Annotated in this window: 17 protein-coding genes and 1 pseudogene; 11 read left to right on the forward strand and 7 right to left on the reverse strand. The window is 60.3% G+C overall.

What is annotated here, in order from left to right:
* Window positions 1–13 precede the first annotated feature (13 nt).
* Together AO388_RS25790 and AO388_RS25795 are read right to left on the reverse strand one after the other, a co-directional pair.
* Window positions 14–628, reverse strand: a complete 615-nt coding sequence (locus AO388_RS25790; RefSeq protein ID WP_003369682.1) for an NAD(P)H-dependent oxidoreductase — start codon at window positions 626–628, stop codon at window positions 14–16.
* Window positions 621–2,015 (reverse strand): class II fumarate hydratase, encoded by a 1,395-nt coding sequence (locus tag AO388_RS25795; RefSeq protein WP_003434389.1) that lies wholly within the window; start codon window positions 2,013–2,015, stop codon window positions 621–623. The genes AO388_RS25790 and AO388_RS25795 overlap by 8 nt, the downstream gene beginning before the upstream one ends.
* A gap of 169 nt (window positions 2,016–2,184) precedes the next feature.
* Here AO388_RS25795 and AO388_RS25800 point away from each other — a divergent pair, with 169 nt between their 5' ends.
* The 7 genes and pseudogenes from AO388_RS25800 to AO388_RS25830 all read left to right on the forward strand — a co-directional run bounded on the left by AO388_RS25800 (window position 2,185) and on the right by AO388_RS25830 (window position 9,977).
* Window positions 2,185–2,712, forward strand: coding sequence for a DUF2059 domain-containing protein (locus tag AO388_RS25800; RefSeq protein WP_003314637.1), 528 nt, complete (start codon window positions 2,185–2,187; stop codon window positions 2,710–2,712).
* 15 nt (window positions 2,713–2,727) lie between these two features.
* Window positions 2,728–3,021: a BolA family protein gene (locus AO388_RS25805; RefSeq protein WP_003369688.1), complete on the forward strand. Its 294-nt coding sequence runs from the start codon at window positions 2,728–2,730 to the stop codon at window positions 3,019–3,021.
* Window positions 3,022–3,209: 188 nt separating this feature from the next.
* Entirely contained in the window at window positions 3,210–4,148 is a 939-nt protein-coding gene (gene trhO, locus AO388_RS25810) for an oxygen-dependent tRNA uridine(34) hydroxylase TrhO (protein WP_003434391.1), read from the forward strand.
* Between the two features lie 3 nt (window positions 4,149–4,151).
* Window positions 4,152–4,759, forward strand: a pseudogene (locus tag AO388_RS25815) (DsbA family protein).
* Window positions 4,752–6,578 (forward strand): ABC transporter ATP-binding protein, encoded by a 1,827-nt coding sequence (locus tag AO388_RS25820; protein WP_003434394.1) that lies wholly within the window; start codon window positions 4,752–4,754, stop codon window positions 6,576–6,578. Before AO388_RS25815 ends, AO388_RS25820 begins: the two are co-directional and overlap by 8 nt.
* 123 nt (window positions 6,579–6,701) lie before the next feature.
* Window positions 6,702–9,164 (forward strand): EAL domain-containing protein, encoded by a 2,463-nt coding sequence (locus AO388_RS25825; RefSeq protein WP_003369698.1) that lies wholly within the window; start codon window positions 6,702–6,704, stop codon window positions 9,162–9,164.
* Window positions 9,165–9,194: 30 nt separating this feature from the next.
* On the forward strand, window positions 9,195–9,977 hold the full coding sequence (locus AO388_RS25830) for a TenA family transcriptional regulator (RefSeq protein ID WP_003369700.1): 783 nt from the start codon (window positions 9,195–9,197) through the stop codon (window positions 9,975–9,977).
* Between the two features lie 26 nt (window positions 9,978–10,003).
* Here the strand turns inward: AO388_RS25830 and AO388_RS25835 are convergent, their stop codons facing one another.
* The 5 genes from AO388_RS25835 to AO388_RS25855 all read right to left on the reverse strand — a co-directional run bounded on the left by AO388_RS25835 (window position 10,004) and on the right by AO388_RS25855 (window position 14,681).
* Entirely contained in the window at window positions 10,004–10,930 is a 927-nt protein-coding gene (locus AO388_RS25835; RefSeq protein WP_003369702.1) for a GGDEF domain-containing protein, read from the reverse strand.
* 207 nt (window positions 10,931–11,137) lie between these two features.
* Entirely contained in the window at window positions 11,138–11,878 is a 741-nt protein-coding gene (locus AO388_RS25840; protein WP_003434395.1) for a YciK family oxidoreductase, read from the reverse strand.
* Window positions 11,879–11,890: 12 nt separating this feature from the next.
* Window positions 11,891–12,562: an N-acetylmuramic acid 6-phosphate phosphatase MupP gene (gene mupP, locus AO388_RS25845; RefSeq protein WP_011268565.1), complete on the reverse strand. Its 672-nt coding sequence runs from the start codon at window positions 12,560–12,562 to the stop codon at window positions 11,891–11,893.
* A gap of 3 nt (window positions 12,563–12,565) precedes the next feature.
* Entirely contained in the window at window positions 12,566–13,264 is a 699-nt protein-coding gene (ubiG, locus tag AO388_RS25850) for a bifunctional 2-polyprenyl-6-hydroxyphenol methylase/3-demethylubiquinol 3-O-methyltransferase UbiG (protein WP_003369710.1), read from the reverse strand.
* 85 nt (window positions 13,265–13,349) lie between these two features.
* Entirely contained in the window at window positions 13,350–14,681 is a 1,332-nt protein-coding gene (locus AO388_RS25855; RefSeq protein WP_003434399.1) for a TRZ/ATZ family hydrolase, read from the reverse strand.
* A 120-nt stretch (window positions 14,682–14,801) separates the two neighbouring features.
* Here AO388_RS25855 and mtnA point away from each other — a divergent pair, with 120 nt between their 5' ends.
* The 4 genes from mtnA (at window position 14,802) to pheA (ending at window position 21,354) form a co-directional block, all read left to right on the forward strand.
* Entirely contained in the window at window positions 14,802–15,878 is a 1,077-nt protein-coding gene (gene mtnA, locus AO388_RS25860) for an S-methyl-5-thioribose-1-phosphate isomerase (RefSeq protein ID WP_003434400.1), read from the forward strand.
* A gap of 304 nt (window positions 15,879–16,182) precedes the next feature.
* Window positions 16,183–18,969, forward strand: coding sequence for a DNA gyrase subunit A (gene gyrA / locus AO388_RS25865; RefSeq protein ID WP_058417419.1), 2,787 nt, complete (start codon window positions 16,183–16,185; stop codon window positions 18,967–18,969).
* 205 nt (window positions 18,970–19,174) lie between these two features.
* Window positions 19,175–20,260, forward strand: coding sequence for a 3-phosphoserine/phosphohydroxythreonine transaminase (gene serC, locus AO388_RS25870; RefSeq protein ID WP_058417420.1), 1,086 nt, complete (start codon window positions 19,175–19,177; stop codon window positions 20,258–20,260).
* Window positions 20,260–21,354 (forward strand): prephenate dehydratase, encoded by a 1,095-nt coding sequence (pheA, locus tag AO388_RS25875; RefSeq protein ID WP_003369723.1) that lies wholly within the window; start codon window positions 20,260–20,262, stop codon window positions 21,352–21,354. Before serC ends, pheA begins: the two co-directional genes overlap by 1 nt.
* The last annotated feature ends 40 nt before the right edge of the window (window positions 21,355–21,394 follow it).

Genomic DNA, 21,394 nt, shown 5'->3' on the forward strand with positions numbered 1-21,394 from the left:
GTGGTGGGGCAGATCAGCGTCTGCCCAGCCCCTGCGCCTGAATAATCCACTCCTGACGCTGCTGTTCGCTGGCGCTGTGTACCGGGGCAAACTCGGTCAGACGTTTGGTCTTTATCCCGCAAAAGCCGAGTATGGTCCGCACCATCTGCCGGTGAGCCGGCGCGCCGTATATCCAGTGAAAGTAGCGTGGCGGCGTGTCCATGGCGACCATCAGCTCCGCCGTCCGGCCTCGGAGCAGCTCATTGGATGAATGCTTGCGACCATGCACCTTGAACGCAAAACCGGGTGTCAGCACCCGGTCGAAAAAGCCCGTCAGTAATGCCGGCAAACCGCCCCACCAGACCGGATAGACGAAGACCAGATGCTCGGCCCAGTGGATCTGGCGCTGGGCTTCGAGCAGGTCGGGCTCAAGTGTCTGAGTCTGATCGTAGCCGTTGTGCAGAATCGGATCGAAGTCCAGTTCGCCGAGCTTGATAACCCGCACTACATGCCCTTCGCCCCGTGCCGTCTGCGCATACGCGTCACCCAGCGCGTGGCAGAAACTGATGGCCTTCGGCGTGCCGTAGACCATCAGGATTCGTTTGCCATTGCCCTCCAGAGGCGTTGCGCCGCTTCTGGCATCAGCCATTACTGCCTGCCTCGAGCATTTTGTCCGGCCGCACCCAAGCGTCGAACTCTTCATCGGTCAGGTAGCCGAGGGCCAATGCCGCTTCGCGCAGGGTCAGCCCCTCGGTGTAGGCTTTCTTGGCAATCTGCGCCGACTTGTCATAGCCGATATGCGGATTGAGTGCGGTGACCAGCATCAGGCCGCGCTCCAGGTGTTCAGCCATTTTTTCGCCATCCGGCTCCATGCCCGCGATGCAGTGCTCGTTGAAATTGCTGCAGCCATCGGCCAGCAGGCGAATCGACTGCAGAATGTTATGAATGATCACCGGTTTGTACACGTTGAGTTGCAGGTGACCCTGACTGGCGGCGAAACCGATGGTCACGTCGTTGCCCATGACCTGGCAGGCCAGCATCGACAAAGCCTCGCACTGGGTCGGGTTGACCTTGCCGGGCATGATCGAACTGCCGGGCTCGTTGGCGGGCAGTCTGACTTCTGCCAGCCCTGCACGCGGGCCTGAGCCCAGCAGGCGCAGATCGTTGGCAATCTTCATCAACGTACCGGCCAGCGTCTTCAGTGCGCCGGACAGCGCTGCGAGCGGCTCATGACCGGCCAGCGCGGCGAACTTGTTGGGCGCCGTGACGAACGGCAGACCGGAGAGGGCGGCGAGTTCTGCTGCAATGGCCTCGGCAAAGCCCTTGGGCGCATTGAGTCCGGTGCCGACTGCTGTCCCGCCCTGAGCCAGCTCGTAAACGGCGGGCAGGGCGGCGCGAATGGCTTTTTCCGCGTAATCGAGTTGCGCGACAAACCCGGACAGCTCCTGGCCGAAGGTGATCGGCGTTGCGTCCATCATGTGCGTGCGCCCGGTCTTGACCAGCTTCATGTGCCGCGCGGCCTGTTCGGCCAGCCCGCTGGACAATTCGGCGATGGCGGGCAGCAGCTGCGCCTTGACCGCCTGAGCTGTGGCGATGTGCATGGCCGTCGGGAAGCAGTCATTGGAGCTTTGCGAGCGATTGACATGATCGTTGGGGTGGACCGGCGACTTGCCGCCACGACCCTGGCCAGCCAGTTCGTTGGCGCGGCCTGCGATCACCTCGTTGACGTTCATGTTGCTTTGCGTGCCACTGCCGGTCTGCCAGACCACCAGCGGAAATTGCGCGTCATGCTGACCATCGAGCACTTCATCGGCGGCCTGTTCGATCAGGCGGGCGATGTCGGCAGGCAAGTCGCCATTTCGATCGTTGACACGTGCTGCGGCTTTCTTGATCAGGGTCAACGCGTGCAGGACGGGCAACGGCATTCGCTGGTCGCCAATCGCAAAATTGATCAGTGAGCGTTGGGTCTGCGCGCCCCAGTAGGCATCTTCGGGGACTTCGATCGGGCCAATGCTATCGGTTTCGGTGCGGCTCACTGGTCTTACTCCTTTAAGTGCGTTGCAGGGTTAGGTGTCCATATGCCCACAGGGTTCCCGCGCAGTGCTTTTTAACCGCTGGGTGAACCGGGGGTTGAGCCAAAAGCCCAGATAAGCGCAGAATGGTCGGCCCTGGGGTAATGCCTCGTTTGCTAGATAAGGAAACTCGATGACCCGTCTTCGTGCCATTTGTACCGCGGTAGCCCTGGTCTGTGCCAGCGGCCAGGTCTTCGCCGACACCGCCAGTCACAACGCGAGCGCCGAAACGTTCCTGAAGCTTGCCAACGCCGATCGCCTGGGCGCTCCGGTCTACGCTCAGGTTCAGCAGATGTTCGCTCAGCGTTTTGCTGAAACCAAGGCACCTGCATCGAAAAAAGCCCTGCTTGAAACCTATCAGGCCAAGGCCAACACCGCTCTGGACCAAGCCATTGGCTGGAACAAGCTCAAGCCCGAGATGGTCAAGCTGTACACCGCCAACTTCACCGAAAGCGAGCTGAAGGATCTGGTTGCGTTCTACCAGTCGCCACTGGGCAAGAAAGTGATGACCAAGATGCCTGAGCTGGCTCAGCAGTCGGCCCAGTTGACCCAGAGCAAGCTGGAAAGCGCTGTTCCGGTCGTCAACAAGCTGCTGGCTGACATGACTGCCGAACTGGAACCTGCCAAGGCAGCTGCTCCGGCTCCGGCCAAAAAGCCCTGACAGGCGATTTCCATCATGACCATGCAACAACGAATCGAGTCGGCGCTTGCGCTGCTGCAACCGCATCATCTGCAAGTGCTCGACGAGAGTCATATGCACAGTCGTGGCCAGCAGACCCATTACAAGGCTGTTCTGGTCAGTGATCAGTTTCAGGGCTTGAACTCGGTCAAGCGGCATCAGAAGGTCTACGCCACGCTGGGCCCGCTCATGGGCGAGTTTCATGCGCTGGCGTTGCACACTTACACGCCTGAAGAATGGTCGAAGGTCGGTGCAGCGCCTGCTTCGCCGACCTGCGCCGGCGGGCACTGATCAGGGCTTTTTACTGATCCGGCCCCCTTGCCGGGGGCGATTGCCCCGCCGAGCTGTCTGCTGTACTCCGGTTTTTGCTAGAATCCGCACCGCGCCGCCTGGCCGGTGCGTTTTTTTGGTCCGCAATTTTTTACCCGGTAGGCCCTTTGCGAGGGTCGCCACTGGAGAGATACATGACTCAAGAGCCGATGACTCAGCCGATCGTCGTGGCCGCGCTGTACAAGTTCGTCACCCTCAGCGATTACGTGCAGCTGCGCGAGCCGCTGTTGCAGGCGATGGTCGACAATGGCATCAAGGGCACGCTGTTGATCGCCGACGAGGGCATCAACGGCACCGTGTCCGGCAGCCGCGAAGGCATCGATGGTCTGATGGCGTGGTTGAAGAACGACCCGCGTCTGATCGACATCGATCACAAGGAATCCTACTGCGACGAGCAGCCGTTCTACCGCACCAAGGTCAAACTCAAGAAAGAGATCGTGACCCTCGGTGTCGAAGGCGTCGACCCGAACAAGAGCGTCGGTACTTACGTCGAGCCCAAGGACTGGAACGACCTGATCAGCGATCCCGAAGTGCTGCTGATCGATACTCGCAACGATTACGAAGTCTCGATCGGCACCTTCGAGGGCGCCATCGATCCGAAGACCACGTCGTTTCGAGAGTTTCCGGAATACATCAAGGCGCATTTCGACCCGGCAGTACACAAGAAGGTCGCCATGTTCTGTACCGGCGGCATCCGTTGCGAAAAAGCCTCGAGTTACATGCTTGGCGAGGGCTTCGAAGAGGTCTATCACCTCAAGGGCGGCATTCTCAAGTACCTGGAAGAGGTCCCCGAGCAGGAAAGTCAGTGGCGCGGCGAGTGTTTCGTGTTCGACAATCGGGTCACGGTGCGTCATGACCTGACCGAAGGCGATTATGATCAGTGCCACGCGTGTCGCACGCCCATCAGTGCCGAGGACCGCGCCAGCGAGCATTACTCGCCTGGCGTCAGTTGCCCGCATTGCTGGGATTCGCTGAGCGAGAAGACGCGACGTAGCGCCATCGACCGGCAAAAGCAGATCGAACTGGCCAAGGCACGTAACCAGCCTCATCCGATCGGTCGCAACTATCGTTTACCCTCCGAGGCCTGAGCCATGTCTGCCCGCCTGATCTATGTCATGGACCCGATGTGCTCCTGGTGCTGGGGTTTCGCCCCGGTTGCCGACGCGTTGGTGCAACAGGCTCGGGCGGCGGGTGTGCCGCTGCATCTGGTCATGGGCGGTCTGCGCTCCGAAGGTGCTGCGCTGGAGCCGGCCAAGCGTCGTTACATTCTTGAGCACTGGCAGGCGGTCGAAGAGGCCACCGGCCAGCCGTTTCTTCGTGAAGGTGCGCTGCCGGAAGGGTTTGTCTATGACACCACACCCGCTTGTCTGGCCGTCACTGCAGCAAGGCAGCTGGACCCTGACCGCGCCTGGGCACTGGTCGGGCTCATTCAGCGTGCGTTCTACAGCGAGGCCCGGGACGTGACGCGTCCGTCAGTGCTGGCCGAACTCGCCGAGCAGACGGGGCTGTCGCGTCAGGCATTTGCCGATGAGTTCGAAAGTCCGCAGCGGCAGGGGGCCACNATCTGGGCATCGCCGGATTCCCCACCCTGCTGGCCGAGCGCAACGGTCAGTTGGCGCTGCTGACCAACGGTTATCAGCCACTGAGCAGCCTTTCGCCCTTGCTGGGTCGATGGCTGGAGCGTGCAGCCAGTGCATGATGAAGTGCCTGAGGCTGCCCGACAGTCGCACACCACGCGCAGCGATGCGCTGAGCTGGGCCGAGATCCGTCGTCTCGCCCTGCGGCATAAAAAAGCCCTGTGGCTGGCCAATGGTGTCGCAGTGCTGGCCACGCTGTGCAGCGTGCCTATCCCGTTGCTGCTGCCGTTGCTGGTCGACGAGGTGTTGCTGGGCCGTGGCGATGCTGCGCTCAAGGTCATGGATCACTTGCTGCCTGGCAACTGGCAAAAGGCGGCGGGCTACATTGGTCTGATGCTGTCGTTGACACTGGTGCTGCGGGTCGGGGCGCTGGTGTTCAACGTGCTGCAGGCGCGGCTGTTCGCCGGGCTGGCCAAGGACATCGTCTATCGTATCCGGCTGCGGCTGATCGAACGGCTCAAGCGTATTTCCCTGCGTGAATACGAAAGCCTGGGCAGTGGCACGGTGACCACACACCTGGTCACCGATCTGGATACGCTGGACAAGTTCGTCGGTGAAACCCTCAGTCGTCTGCTGGTGGCCACGCTGACGCTGGCAGGCACTGCAGGCATTCTGATGTGGATGCACTGGAAGCTGGCGCTGCTGATCATGCTGTTCAACCCGCTGGTCATCCTGCTCACGGTGAAACTGGGCAAGCGCGTCAAGCACCTCAAGAAGCTGGAGAACGACAGCACGTCGCGGTTCACCCAGGCACTGAGCGAGACGCTGGATGCGATTCAGGAAGTTCGGGCGGGTAACAGACAAGGCTTCTTTCTGGGACGCCTGGGCGTACGTGCGCAGGAAGTGCGTGATTACGCAATCAATTCACAATGGAAAAGCGACGCCTCGGGCCGTGCCAGCGGTCTGCTGTTCCAGTTCGGTATCGATATCTTTCGCGCCGCAGCAATGCTTACCGTGCTGTTCTCGGACCTGTCCATCGGGCAGATGCTCGCGGTGTTCAGCTACCTGTGGTTCATGATGACGCCAGTCGAGCAATTGCTGAACCTGCAATACGCCTACTATGCCGCAGGCGGTGCCCTGACACGCATCAATGAGTTACTGGCGCGCGCCGATGAGCCGCAATATGCCGGCGGTATTGATCCGTTCGAGGGTAAGGAAACCGTCGGGGTCGAAGTGCGTGGCCTGACTTTCGGTTATGGCGAAGACCTGGTCCTGGACCAGTTGAACCTGAACATCGCGCCGGGAGAAAAGGTCGCCATTGTCGGTGCCAGTGGTGGCGGCAAGAGCACGTTGGTGCAGTTGCTGCTGGGGCTCTATACAGCGCGCACCGGGGTGATCCGTTTTGGCGGTGTCAGCCAGCAGGATATCGGCCTGGAAACCGTGCGCGAGAACGTCGCCGTGGTACTGCAGCATCCGGCGCTGTTCAACGACACCGTGCGCGCCAACCTGACCATGGGCCGCGACTGCAGCGATGAAGCCTGCTGGCGTGCGCTGGAAGTTGCGCAACTCGATTCTGCGATCCGCGATCTGCCACAAGGTCTGGACAGCGTGGTCGGACGCTCCGGGGTCAGAATGTCGGGTGGCCAGCGCCAGCGCATGGCTATCGCGCGCATGGTGCTGTCCGACCCCAAAGTAGTGATCCTCGATGAGGCCACCTCGGCGCTGGACGCTGCCACCGAATACAACCTGCATCAGGCGCTCGCACGTTTTCTGCGCAGTCGCACGACGCTGATCATTGCCCACCGCCTCTCGGCCGTGAAGCAGGCCGACCGGGTACTGGTGTTCGATGGCGGGCGTATTGTGGAAGATGGTGACCATCAGCAGTTGATTGCCGATGGAGGTCTGTACGCCAAACTGTACGGACATTTGCAACAAATCTGATGCGCGAAGCCTCTATCAGCGCACAGGTTGGCTCGATTGCGGGAGAATCACCTGCCATCATGGGCGAATTTAGCCTAGTCTCTGCGCTAGACGTTTATTCAGGCATGTGGTGACGTGAAACCCATGAAGCAACCATGGATCTTCTCCAAGCCCCGTCTGTTGGGCATCGTATGGCCTTTCATTGCCGTCGCGCTGTTTCAGGCGTTGCTGGGATGCGTCAGTCTCTACACCATGTCTGCCGTGCGCAGCTATGTGGCGGGGGAGAGTCTCTGGTCCAAGGGGCAGAAGGACGCCATCCACTACTTGAGCCTGTATGCCAACCGGCATGATGAGCGTGACTACCTCAAGTATCAAAAAGCCTTCTCCGTCCCCCAGGGCGGCCATGCGCTGCGCAAGGCTCTCGATCAGCCCAATCCGTCCCTGGCCGAGGCCAGAAGTGGAATCATTCAGGGCGGCAATCACCCGGATGACGTAAACGGCATCATCTGGATGTACCTGAATTTCCACAACTTCAGTTTCATGAAGCAGGTCATTCATTTCTGGGAAGTGGGTGACGGCTACCTCATGCAGCTCGACGAACTGGCCCGGCGCATCCATGAGCGGGTCGGGCAGGGCGCTGTGAGCGCCGCCGAAGTCGATCAGTGGCGCGAGCAGATCAATGTCATCAATGAAGGCGTAACGCCTGCTGCGCGAGCGTTCAGTGATGCGCTGGGCGAAGGCTCCAGGCTGATCCTCAACCTGTTGATAGCGGTCAACCTGGTCACCGCTGTGGTATTGATTCTTCTGGCGCTGCTGCGTGTGCGTCGTCTGATCGTCCAGCGACGTGTGTTTGCCGATGCCCTGCAACTCGAAAAGGAGCGCGCGCAGATCACGCTGGAGTCCATCGGCGACGGCGTGATCACTATCGATGTGGCCGGCGCCATCGTCTACATGAACCCTGCCGCCGAGGGCCTCACCCACTGGAAAAGCACTCAGGCCAGCGGGCTTCCGCTGGCTGCGCTGTTCAATCTGCTGGATGAAAACGATCAGAAGGACCAGTCAACGCTGGTCGAGCAGATCATCACCGGCAAGCTCAAGGGCGGCAGCGCCAACAGCAAGCTGATCCAGCGGCTTGATGGCAGCACGGTGCCGGTCGCGCTGGTCGGCACGCCGATCTACACCGAAGGCGTGATCAGTGGCGCGGTGCTGGTGTTGCATGACATGACTCAGGAGCAGCAGTACATCGCCGATCTGTCGTGGCAGGCTGCCCATGATCCGCTGACGGGCCTGGTCAACCGCAGTGAATTCGAACGCCGCTTGCAGCGAGTGCTCGACGAAGACTGCGGTCAGGGCCGCAGCCACTGCCTGATGTTTCTCGATCTGGATCAGTTCAAGCTGGTCAATGATACCGGTGGCCATGCGGCGGGTGATGAACTGCTGCGTCAGCTGTGCCGGGCCTTGCCGCAGGGCTTGCGTGACGGGGATACGCTGGCCCGGCTGGGAGGTGACGAGTTCGGTGTTTTGCTGGTCGATTGTCCCGCCGAAACAGCGCTGGATATTGCCGAGGCGTTGCGCGAGGTGGTGCAGCATCTGCATTTCATGTGGAAAGGTCGGCCATTCATGACTACCGTCAGTATTGGCCTGGTGCACCTCGGCGACACGCCTGCTTCTCTGGAGGGGTCATTGTCTGCCGCTGACATGGCCTGTTATATGGCCAAGGAAAGGGGGCGCAATCGGGTTCAGGCCTACAGTGTGGATGATCTCACGCTGTCAATGCGTTTCGGCGAAATGGCCTGGATACAGCGGCTGCACATGGCAATGGACGAGAATCGCTTTTGTCTTTATGCGCAGGAAATCGCGTCGATAAAGGGCGAAGTGGGCGAGGTGAGGCACATTGAAATCCTCCTGCGTCTGCGCGATGAGTCTGGGCGAATGGTCGTACCGGACAATTTCATTCCGGCCGCCGAGCGCTACGGACTCATGACCACGCTGGATCGCTGGGTGGTACACAATGTGTTCAAAGTCATAGCCCAGTGCCAGAGTGATGATCGGCATCAGGTACCGCAGGCACTATGTGCTATAAATTTGTCTGGATCGAGTATCGGTGATGATACGTTCCTCGAATATTTGAAACAGCAATTCAGCACGTTTGCCGTGTCGCCCGGGATGATCTGCTTCGAGATCACCGAGACCAGTGCGATTGCCGACCTGCAAAGTGCGATCAGATTCATCAACGAGTTGAAGGGATTGGGGTGTCAGTTTTCCCTTGATGATTTCTGCTCGGGTATGTCGTCTTTTGCCTATCTCAAGCACCTGCCGGTGGATTTCCTGAAGATTGATGGCAGTTTTGTAAAGGACATGCTCGACAACCCGATCAACAAGGCGATGGTCGAGGTGATCAATAACATCGGCCATGTCATGGGCAAACGCACCATTGCAGAGTACGTTGAAACGCCGCAGATCGAATCTGCATTGCAGGAAATGGGCGTGGATTTTGCACAGGGCTATCTGATTTCCCGCCCTGAATTGTTCACTTGCGAGAGTCTTTATATTCAGCCCGTACGGCCTGACCCCCTGATGTTCGGCGCGCCAGGAACGCTACGTTAATCAGTTGAAACCCTCATAAGGAGATACCCAGTGATCGACGCTTTCGATAGAACCGGTCCGCTCATGGAAGCCAGCAGTTATCCGGCCTGGGCGCAGCAGTTGATCAAGGATTGCAGCGCTGCAAAAGCACGCGTGGTCGAGCACGAGTTGTACCAGCAGATGCGTGACGCGAAGTTGAGTCCGCAGATCATGCGCCACTACCTGATCGGCGGCTGGCCAGTGGTCGAGCAATTCGCGGTGTACATGGCCAAGAACCTCACCAAGACCCGCTTCGGTCGTCACCCTGGTGAAGACATGGCGCGCCGCTGGCTGATGCGCAATATCCGCGTCGAACTCAATCACGCCGACTACTGGGTCAACTGGTGTGCGGCCCATGGCGTGACGCTTGAGGACTTGCATGATCAGCGGGTAGCGCCCGAGTTGCATGCGCTGAGCCATTGGTGCTGGCAGACCAGCTCGTCGGATTCGCTGGCCGTGGCGATGGCGGCTACCAACTATGCCATTGAAGGGGCGACCGGCGAATGGTCGGCCGTGGTCTGCTCCAGCGGTGTATACGCCGAAGCGTTTCCTGAAGAGACCCGCAAGAAAGCCATGAAGTGGCTCAAGATGCATGCACAGTATGACGATGCGCACCCTTGGGAGGCGCTCGAGATCATTTGTACGTTGGTGGGTAACAAGCCGAGTGTGCAATTGCAGGCCGAGCTGCGTCAGGCCGTTACCAAAAGCTACGACTACATGTACCTGTTTCTTGAGCGTTGCATGCAGCTGGACAGGGTCAAGCCGCGAGGACGTGTTGCCGCGCTGGAGGCGTAGGGGCGGGCGAGAAGGCAGGAAGAGTGCTAGCTGGCCATGGCGATACGATTGCGGCCTTCGCGTTTGGCGACGTACAGGGCATTATCGGCACGGCGCAGCAGGCTGTCCGCTGTTTCAGTCGGCAGCAGTGTCGAGCAACCCAGGCTGACGGTCATGGTCAAGGCCGGGCTGAGCTCGCGAAACTCGAGGTTTCGCACGGCCTGGCACAGCCGCTGACCAATCAGTTCAGCGGACTCTGCGCCAGTGTTGGACAGAATCACTACGAACTCCTCACCGCCATAGCGGAATACCCGATCAATATTGCGCAGTTGCGCCTTCAGGCTCTGCGCGACAGTCTTTAGCACATCGTCGCCGGTGTGATGACCGTACTCATCATTCACTTTCTTGAAGTGGTCGATATCCAGCATCAGCAAGGACAGGGGCTGTTTGTGGCGACGTGAAATCTCGATTTCACGGGCCAGGCCCTGATCCATGGCGATGCGGTTGCCGGTGCTGGTCAGTGGGTCACGCAGGGCAGTCTGTGTGGCAATGCGGTACAGCAGCGCATTCAGCAGCGGGTACACCAGGCAGACCAGCAGCGACTCAAGGTCGCTCAGTTGTCGGGTGTCGAATGGCCTGGCGCCCTGAAACTCCAGTTCGCCGATGCACTTGCCTTCATGACGCAGATGAAAACTGGCGCTGTCGGATGACATCTCGCCCAGACGCAGATGCAAGTCGCTCTCGATATGCCGATACATCAAGCCGCTCAATGGCAGGAAGCGTTGTACGCCCTGAAAAAACAGGGTCAGTATCCGCTCGGCTTCCAGACTGGTCTGCAGTTGTCGCCCAAGCTGATAGACCAGCTCGGGCAGTGACGGGGGTGGAAGTACTGCGTCAGGTCGATTTCTAAAACCGAGGCGTTGCAGTTCAGCCGTATCGAAGTCGATTGCATGGGTCTGGGTAGGAAAATTCATCTCTTCGCTCCTCAGCACATATTGCTGGCTTGGCTGGGTTAGAGGGGACGTGGTGCCATTCGGTTCATTTTTGGCCAGACTTATTAAAATCAGTGGTTTAGCTGACGCCATCTCTCTGACAGTGGCGTCGGATCGGCAATTCCTTGACTTGGAAAGCCGCTCGAAACAGCCTTTTTGACGGTTTTCCGTCACAACGGCTTTCTCCCTTCACTGGGCATTCAACGCCTGTCCGTTGATGCCTTTGCTGTCCGGCCCCATCAGGTACAGATACACCGGCATGATAGCTTCTGGCGTCGGATTATTCTGCGGATTTTCATCCGGGTAGGCCTGTGCGCGCATGCCGGTGCGGGTTGCGCCGGGGTTGATGCTGTTGGCGCGGACCGTACTGACGCCTTCCAGCTCGTCAGCGAGGGTTTGCATCAAGCCTTCGGTGGCAAACTTCGACACCCCGTAAGCTCCCCACTGTGCGCGTCCCTTGCGGCCCACGCTGCTGGAGGTGAAGGCTATCGATGCATCCGTCGAACGCTGCAGCAGGGGCAGCAGTGCCTGGGTGAGCATGAAGGTAGCATTGACGTTGACGTGCATGACCTGCATGAAGTCTTCGCCTGGCAGGTGTTCCACTGACGTGCGCGGTCCGATGATCGAGGCGTTGTGCAACAGCCCGTCCAGATGGCCGACTGTGCGCTCGATCATGGTCGCCAAGTCGTGATACTGCGCTGGGTCGGCGCTTTCCAGATCGAAGGGTATGACCAATGGCTGCAGGTGACCTGCTGCCTTTATCTCGTCATGGACCTGAGCCAGGCTGGCCTCGGTCCTGCCCAGCAGCAGGACAGTGGCGCCATGCGCTGCGTAGGTTTTGGCGGCTGCGGCACCGATGCCGCGAGCGGCGCCAGTGACCAGAATGACCCGGCCCTCGAGGAGTTCCGGGTGCGCGGAGTAATCAAACATGTAAAGCCTCGTTCAGCAGCTGCACAGAGCGTTATCCAGCACTTTGCGCAATTCCAGCGGATGATCGACCACCACGTCGGCACCCCAATGATCGGGGTTGTCGTCGGGGTGAATATAGCCGTAGCGCACGGCGGCGGTTTTTGTGCCGGCGTCGCGTCCGGACTCGATGTCGCGCAGGTCGTCGCCTACGAACAGAACGCTGGCCGGGTCGAGGTCAAGCATCCGGCAGGCCAGAATCATCGGCTCCGGGTGTGGCTTGCTGTGCGTGACATGGTCAGGGCAGATCAGCAGCGCCGAGCGTTCCGCCAGGCCGAGCCGCTCCATGATGGGCTGGGCGAATCGCACCGGCTTGTTGGTGACCACGCCCCAGATCAGACCCGCCTTCTCGATGTCGGTCAGCAGTTCGTCCATGCCGTCGAACAGTTTGCTGTGAACGGCGCAGTCACGCTGATAGCGCTCCAGAAACTCCAGGCGCAATGCCTCGAATTGTGGATCTTCAGGGGACATTGCAAAGGTGGCCGCCACCATGGCTCTGGCACCGCCGGAAACTTCGTCACGGATCAGTTTGTCCGGTACCGCAGGCAGGTTGCGGTCGGCAAGCATTGCCTGGGCAATGGCGATGAAGTCCGGTGCGGTGTCGAGCAGGGTGCCGTCCATGTCGAATAAAACCGCTCTGAGGCGCATCTGTCATGCCTCCCGCAGGGTCTGGATCATGTAGTTGACGCCGACGTCGGAGGTCAGCTTGTAATGCTTGGTCAGCGGATTGTAGGTCAGGCCGATAACGTCCTTGACTTGCAGACCGGCGTCACGGCTCCAGGCGCCCAACTCGGAAGGGCGGATGAATTTCTTGAAGTCGTGGGTGCCGCGTGGCAGCAGATTGAGGATGTATTCGGCGCCGACCACGGCGAACAGGTACGCTTTCGGGTTGCGGTTGATGGTCGAGAAGAACACCTGGCCGCCTGGCTTGACCATGCGGTAGCAGGCGCGGATCACCGAGGAGGGGTCCGGCACGTGCTCGAGCATTTCCAGGCAGGTCACCACATCGTACTGCTCGGGCATTTCTTCGGCCATGTCCTCGGCGGTGATCTGCCGATACTCGACGCTGACACCTGATTCGAGCTGATGCAGTTGTGCGACGGCCAGCGGCGCTTCGCCCATGTCGATGCCGGTCACCGTTGCGCCGCGCAGGGCCATCGCCTCGCTGAGAATGCCGCCGCCGCAGCCGACGTCGAGCACCTTCTTGCCTGCCAGGCCGACACGCTCGTCGATCCAGTTGACGCGCAGCGGGTTGATGTCATGCAGCGGCTTGAATTCGCTTTCGCGGTCCCACCAGCGATGGGCCAGGGCCTCGAATTTAGCGATTTCTGCGCGGTCGACGTTGCTCATGGGTGTCCCTCTTGAACTCAAAATTCTTTTTCATCAGTCAGGCTTATAGATAAGCCTGACTGGCATGTGTTCGGTCCGAATCGAATTATTCGGCTTTACCGGAAATACGCTGGCCCCACGCAATCGCGGTGTCGCGCAGTGCGGGTTCATCCATGCGAGTCAGCCGGCGAGCGTCGAGCAATTGCTTGCCGGCCACCCAGACATGGCTCACGCAATCGCGGCCAGTGGCATATATAAGCTGCGATACCGGGTCGTAGATCGGTTGCTGGGCCAGACCCGACAGGTCGAACGCGACCATGTCCGCCGCCTTGCCGATCTCCAGCGAGCCGGTCTCGGCCTGAATACCCAGGGCGCGAGCGCCGTTCAGCGTCGCCATGCGCAGCGCGCGGTGTGCGTCCAGCGCCGTGGCCGAGCCGGCAACAGCCTTGGCCAGCAAGGCGGCGGTGCGGGTTTCGCCGAGCAGGTCCAGGTCATTGTTGCTGGCGGCACCGTCGGTGCCTACCGCAACGTTCACACCGGCCTGCCACAATCGTTCGACCGGGCAGAAACCGCTGGCCAGCTTGAGATTGGATTCGGGGCAATGAATGACGTTGGTATTGCTTTCCACCAGCAGCGCCAGATCGTCGTCGCTGATCTGCGTCATGTGCACGGCCTGGAAGCGCGGCCCGAGCATACCCAGCCGGTTGAGGCGGGCGAGGGGGCGTTCCTGGCGCTGTTCGACAGCCTGCTCGACTTCAAATGCGGTCTCGTGGACGTGCATCTGGATCATGGCGTCCAGCTCGTCGGCGATCACCCGGACCTTCTCCAGGTTTTCGTCGCCCACGGTGTAGGGCGCATGCGGGCCAAAGGCGATCTTGATGCGTGGATGATGAGCGAGGTCGTTGAACAGTTCGATGCCGTTGTGCAGGGCTTCAGCCGTGGTGTGGGCACCTGGAATCGGAAAATCCAGCACCGGGACGGTGATCTGCGCGCGCATGCCGCTGGCGTGGACACGTTCGGCGGCCACCTTGGGGTAGAAATACATGTCGGAGAAACAGGTGATGCCGCCCTTGAGCTGCTCGGCGATGGCCAGGTCTGTGCCGTCACGCACGAAGTCTTCATCGACCCACTTGCCTTCGGCGGGCCAGATGTGGTCCTGCAGCCAGGTCATCAGTGGCAGGTCGTCGGCCAGCCCGCGAAACAGCGTCATCGCCGCATGGCCGTGGGCGTTGATCAGGCCGGGGCTGAGCAGCATGCCGGGCAGTTCCTGCACCTGCACGGCGTTTTGCCGCAGCGCTTCGGCGCGTGGACCGATATAGACGATACAGCCATCGCGGATGCCGATGCCGTGGTCCTTGAGCACGACGCCTGCGGGCTCGACCGGCACCAGCCAGGCGGGCAGGAGCAAAAGGTCGAGCGGTGCTGTAGCGTTCGGCATGAGAAGGTTTCCATCGTTTATTACGTTGATGACGAAGTATACCCGAGCGTCTTCGCAGGCGGCTCGCTATAATCAGCGGCTTTTGATGCTGGGTTTCGGATGTTCAAGATGGAGTTGGCGATGCGCGATCGACTGTTGGCTGCGGAGAAGGTTAAGGCCATCGATTGGCGGGACGACGCTCTGTACCTGCTGGACCAGCGGGTACTGCCGTTCGAGGAAGTCTGGCACCGCTATACCACCGCCGAGGGAGTCGCCGAAGCGATTCGCACGATGGTCGTGCGCGGGGCGCCGGCTATCGGCATCAGTGCCGCCTATGGTGCGGTGCTGGGCGCACGTGCGCGTATTGCGCAAGGTGGAGACTGGTATCCGGCGCTGGAAGAGGACATGCAGTTGCTGGCCGATTCGCGCCCGACTGCAGTGAACCTGTTCTGGGCGCTGAACCGGATGCGTGATCGTCTGATGCGCGTGAAGGACGGCGATGACCCGCTGGCGGCCCTCGAGGCCGAAGCCGTGGCGATTCACCTGAGCGACCGCGAGGCCAATCTGACCATGGCGCAGCTGGGCGCCGACCTGATCCGCAAGCACCAGGGCAATCTGCAGACGGTGCTCACCCACTGCAATACCGGGGCGCTGGCCACGGGCGGCTTCGGCACGGCGCTGGGCGTGATTCGTGCGGCGCATCTGGAAGGCATGATCGAACGGGTCTACGCCGACGAAACCCGGCCCTGGCTGCAGGGCTCGCGGCTTACCGCATGGGAGCTGGCCAACGAGGGCATCCCGGTGACGCTGAACGCAGATTCCGCCGCCGCGCACCTGATGCGCACCAAGGGCATCACCTGGGTCATCGTCGGCGCCGACCGCATCACGGCCAACGGCGACGTGGCGAACAAGATAGGCACCTATCAGCTCGCCGTTGCCGCCATGCATCACGGGGTGCGCTTCATGGTGGTCGCGCCGAGTTCGACCATCGACATGGAAATGGCCAGTGGCGACGACATCATCATTGAAGAGCGCGACGGCCGCGAATTGCTCGAAGTGGGCGGCCAGCGGGTCGGCGCCGAGGTCGAGGCTTTCAATCCGGTATTCGATGTGACGCCGGCAGACCTGATCGACGCCATCGTGACCGAAAAGGGGATTGTCGAACGTCCCGATACCGCGCGCATGGCTCAATTGATGAGTCGTAAACACCTTCACTGAGGCCGACAGGCCCGACCCGTCGCCGCTGTGCAATGCGGCTGGACGGGCCTGTAAGCCTTTCTCAGGCGTGTTATGCGTGTGCGGCTCGCTTTCAGCGCCTGCAAAGGATGTGAGCGCCTCGGCGATTGTGGTAATATCCGGCGGTTATCGGGGACACTGATTGTGGTCGCCCATGCTGCGTAGATTCATGGCATAACTCGTTGATTTGTCGTAAGTCGCTGCCCTGCACATGCTGGCAGCGGCGAGCTTCGTATACCCCGAATAGGTTTGCGAGGTTTCACCAGAAAAAGGAATCAGGCTTCTCATGGGCGAACTGGCCAAAGAAATCCTCCCGGTCAATATCGAAGACGAGCTGAAGCAGTCCTACCTCGACTACGCAATGAGCGTAATCGTCGGTCGCGCACTGCCCGATGCACGCGATGGCTTGAAGCCCGTGCACCGGCGCGTGTTGTTCGCAATGAGCGAGCTGGGTAACGACTGGAACAAGCCGTACAAGAAATCCGCCCGTGTGGTTGGTGACGTGATCGGTAAGTATCACCCGCACGGCGACACGGCGGTGTACGACACCATCGTTCGTATGGCTCAGCCATTCTCGCTGCGCTACCTGCTGGTAGACGGTCAGGGCAACTTCGGTTCGGTCGACGGCGACAACGCCGCCGCCATGCGATACACCGAAGTGCGCATGACCAAGCTGGCGCACGAGCTGCTGGCCGACCTGCACAAGGAAACCGTGGACTGGGTGCCGAACTACGACGGCACCGAGATGATCCCGGCGGTCATGCCGACCCGTATTCCCAACCTGCTGGTCAACGGTTCCAGCGGTATCGCCGTGGGCATGGCGACCAACATTCCGCCGCACAACCTCGGTGAAGTCATCGACGGCTGCCTGGCGCTGATCGACAACCCCGAGTTGACGGTCGACGAGTTGATGCAATACATCCCCGGCCCGGATTTCCCGACGGCGGCGATCATCAACGGTCGCGCTGGCATCATCGAGGCCTATCGCACAGGCCGCGGACGCATTTACATGCGTGCCCGCTCCATCGTCGAAGACATCGACAAGGTTGGCGGTCGCCAGCAGATCGTCATCACCGAGCTGCCTTACCAGCTGAACAAGGCGCGTCTGATCGAGAAGATCGCCGAGCTGGTCAAGGAAAAGAAACTCGAAGGCATCACCGAACTGCGCGACGAGTCCGACAAGGACGGTATGCGCGTGGTCATCGAGCTGCGTCGTGGCGAAGTGCCTGAGGTTATCCTCAACAACCTGTATGCCCAGACCCAGCTGCAAAGCGTTTTCGGCATCAACATCGTTGCCCTGATCGACGGTCGCCCGCGCATCCTGAACCTCAAGGACCTGCTGGAAGCCTTTGTTCGTCACCGCCGCGAAGTGGTGACCCGTCGTACCGTGTTCGAACTGCGCAAGGCGCGCGAACGTGGCCACATCCTTGAAGGTCAGGCGGTTGCGCTGTCCAACATCGACCCGGTCATCGCCCTCATCAAGGCATCACCGACACCTGCCGAAGCCAAGGAAGCGCTGATCAAGACGCCTTGGGAGTCGAGCGCAGTGGTCGAGATGGTCGAGCGTGCCGGTGCCGATTCGTGCCGCCCCGAGAACCTCGATCCGCAATACGGTCTGCGTGAAGGCAAGTACTTCCTGTCGCCGGAACAGGCTCAGGCCATTCTGGAACTGCGTCTGCACCGCCTGACCGGTCTGGAACACGAGAAGCTGCTGGGCGAGTACCAGGAAATCCTCAATCAGATCGGCGAGCTGATCCGCATCCTCAACAGCGCGACGCGCCTGATGGAAGTGATCCGCGAAGAGCTGGAACTGATCCGCTCCGAATACGGCGATGCCCGTCGCACCGAAATTCTCGATGCGCGTCTGGACCTGACGCTGGGTGACCTGATCACCGAAGAAGAGCGTGTGGTCACCATTTCCCACGGCGGTTATGCCAAGACTCAGCCACTGGCGGTCTATCAGGCTCAGCGTCGTGGCGGCAAGGGCAAGTCGGCCACCGGCATCAAGGATGAGGACTACATCGCTCACCTGCTGGTCGCCAACAGCCACACCACGCTGCTGATGTTCTCCAGCAAGGGTAAAGTTTACTGGCTCAAGACCTACGAGATTCCGGAAGCGTCGCGCGCTGCCCGTGGTCGTCCGCTGGTCAACCTGTTGCCGTTGAGCGACGGCGAATACATCACCACCATGCTGCCGGTCGATCTCGAAGCCATGCGCAAGCGTGCCGATGAAGAAGGCGAGGCCCTGGAAGGCGAGCTGGACGACGCGGAAAACAGCAGCGAGACCGAAGAGGAGCGCAAGGCCCGTATCAAGGCTGCCGACAAGAAGAAGGCTCCGTTCATCTTCATGTCCACCGCCAACGGTACTGTCAAGAAGACCCCACTGGTTGCATTCAGCCGTCAGCGCAGCTCGGGCCTCATCGCCCTTGAGCTGGACGAGGGCGACATCCTGATCTCTGCGGCCATTACCGATGGCGAGCAGGAAATCATGCTGTTCTCCGACGGTGGCAAGGTGACCCGCTTCAAGGAATCCGACGTGCGCGCCATGGGCCGTACCGCTCGCGGTGTTCGTGGCATGCGTCTGCCAGAAGGGCAAAAGCTGATTTCGATGCTGATCCCGGAAGAGGGCAGCCAGATTCTGACCGCTTCCGAGCGCGGCTACGGCAAGCGTACGGCCATCTCCGAGTTCCCCGAGTACAAGCGTGGTGGTCAGGGCGTCATCGCCATGGTCAGCAACGAGCGTAACGGCCGTCTGGTCGGTGCGGTTCAAGTGCTCGACGGCGAAGAAATCATGCTGATTTCCGACCAGGGCACACTGGTTCGTACCCGCGTCGGCGAAGTCTCCAGTCTGGGTCGTAACACCCAGGGCGTTACCCTGATCAAGCTGGCCAGCGACGAGAAGCTGGTCGGTCTGGAGCGTGTTCAGGAGCCGTCGGAAGTCGAAGGCGAAGAGCTTGAAGGCGAAGAAGTTATCGATGGCGTGATCGTCGATGGCGCTGAAGCTGAAGTGGACGATGCCGGTGAAGACCTGCAGGCAGATGCTGCGTCAGACGAAGACGAACCACAGAACTAAGCGGTAACGTAAATCAGGTAAGGGCTGGCTCGTCTGTGCATGCATCTGCATTCCAGGCAAGTCCAGCCCTTGCGGTATTCGGCCAGCCCTGCGGCCGGAGCAAGATTCCCGCAAGGAGCTGCCAGTCGCTGCGGCGTCTGTCTGCTCGTTGGCAAGCAACCAGAAACAAGCGCGTACAGACCCAACGTATTTGACGAGAGTGGATATGAGCAAGCGAGCCTTTAACTTCTGCGCAGGTCCTGCTGCGCTTCCTGAAGCTGTTCTGCTGCGTGCCCAGGCGGAACTCCTCGACTGGCACGGCAAAGGCCTTTCCGTCATGGAAATGAGCCACCGCAGTGATGAGTTCGTCTCCATTGCCACCAAGGCCGAGCAGGATCTGCGTGACCTGCTGTCCATTCCTTCGAATTACAAGGTGTTGTTCCTGCAAGGCGGTGCCAGCCAGCAGTTCGCCCAGATTGCGCTGAACCTGCTGCCTGAAGACGGCAAGGCCGATTACATCGACACCGGCATCTGGTCGCAGAAGGCTATCGACGAGGCGTCACGCTACGGCGCAATCAACGTCGCGGCCAGCGCCAAGGCCTACGATTACTTTGCCATTCCCGGCCAGAACGAGTGGAAGCTGTCCAAGGACGCGGCTTACGTCCACTACGCGCCGAACGAAACCATTGGCGGTCTGGAATTCAACTGGATTCCGGACACCGGCGACGTTCCGCTGGTTGCCGACATGTCTTCGGACATCCTCTCGCGTCCAGTGGACATCTCGCGTTTCGGCATGATCTACGCTGGCGCCCAGAAGAACATCGGCCCCAGCGGCATCGTGGTGGTGATCATTCGCGAAGACCTGCTGGGCCGCGCGCGCTCGCTGTGCCCGACCATGCTCGACTACAAGGTCGCTGCCGACAATGGCTCGATGTACAACACGCCGCCGACCCTGGCCTGGTACCTGTCCGGGCTGGTCTTCGAATGGCTGAAAGAGCAGGGCGGTGTCGAAGCGATCGGCAAGCGCAACGAAATCAAACAGCGCGCGCTGTATGACTTCATCGACGCCAGCGAGCTGTACAGCAACCCGATCAACAAGCCTGATCGTTCGTGGATGAACGTACCGTTCCGTCTGGCTGACGATCGTCTCGACAAGCCGTTCCTGGCCGGTGCCGATGCAAACGGCCTGCTCAACCTCAAGGGCCATCGCTCGGTAGGCGGCATGCGTGCATCCATCTACAACGCGATCGATATCAACGCCATCAACGCGCTGGTGGCCTACATGAAAGACTTCGAGAAGGAGCACGGCTGATGTCCGAGCAAGAACTCAAGGCGCTTCGCGTCCGTATCGACAGCCTCGATGAAAAGGTTCTGGAACTGATCAGCGAGCGTGCCCGCTGTGCCCAGGAAGTGGCCAGGGTCAAGATGTCCTCGCTGGCGGAAGGCGAAGTGCCTGTGTTCTACCGTCCGGAGCGCGAAGCTGCGGTGCTCAGGCGAGTCATGGACCGCAATCGTGGTCCGTTGAGCAACGAAGAGATGGCGCGTCTGTTCCGCGAAATCATGTCTTCCTGCCTCGCATTGGAGCAGCCGCTCAAAGTCGCCTATCTCGGGCCTGAGGGGACGTTCACCCAGGCCGCGGCGATGAAGCATTTCGGTCACGCCGTCATCAGTCTGCCGATGGCTGCAATTGACGAAGTGTTCCGCGAAGTGGTCGCTGGTGCCGTGAATTTCGGTGTGGTTCCGGTGGAAAACTCCACCGAAGGCGCGGTCAATCACACCCTCGACAGCTTCCTCGAACACGACATGGTGATCTGCGGCGAAGTCGAACTGCGCATTCATCACCATCTGCTGGTGGGCGAAAGCACCAAGACGGAAAGCATCACGCGCATTTATTCCCATGCCCAGTCACTGGCCCAGTGCCGTAAATGGCTGGATGCCCATTACCCGAATGTCGAGCGTGTCGCCGTTGCCAGCAACGCCGAAGCCGCCAAGCGGGTCAAGGGCGAGTGGAACTCGGCGGCCATCGCTGGCGATATGGCGGCAGGTCTGTATGGCCTGACCCGTCTGGCGGAAAAGATCGAAGATCGTCCGGACAACTCCACACGCTTTCTCATTATCGGCAATCAGGAAGTCCCGCCGACCGGCGATGACAAGACCTCGATCATTGTGTCGATGAGCAACAAGCCGGGCGCGCTGCACGAGTTGCTGGTGCCGTTCCACGAGAATGGCCTGGACCTGACGCGTATCGAGACCCGTCCTTCGCGCAGTGGCAAGTGGACCTACGTGTTCTTCATCGACTTCGTCGGCCATCACAAGGATCCGCTGGTCAAGGCCGTGCTGGAGCAAATCAGCAGCGAAGCCGTGGCCTTGAAGGTGTTGGGCTCCTACCCGAAGGCGGTTCTCTGAAGGTGCGGTCCATGATTCGTTTGTTTTTTACCTTGGCAGG

It is taken from the genome of Pseudomonas sp. ICMP 10191, from assembly GCF_001467335.1.
GTDB lineage: Bacteria > Pseudomonadota > Gammaproteobacteria > Pseudomonadales > Pseudomonadaceae > Aquipseudomonas > Aquipseudomonas cerasi.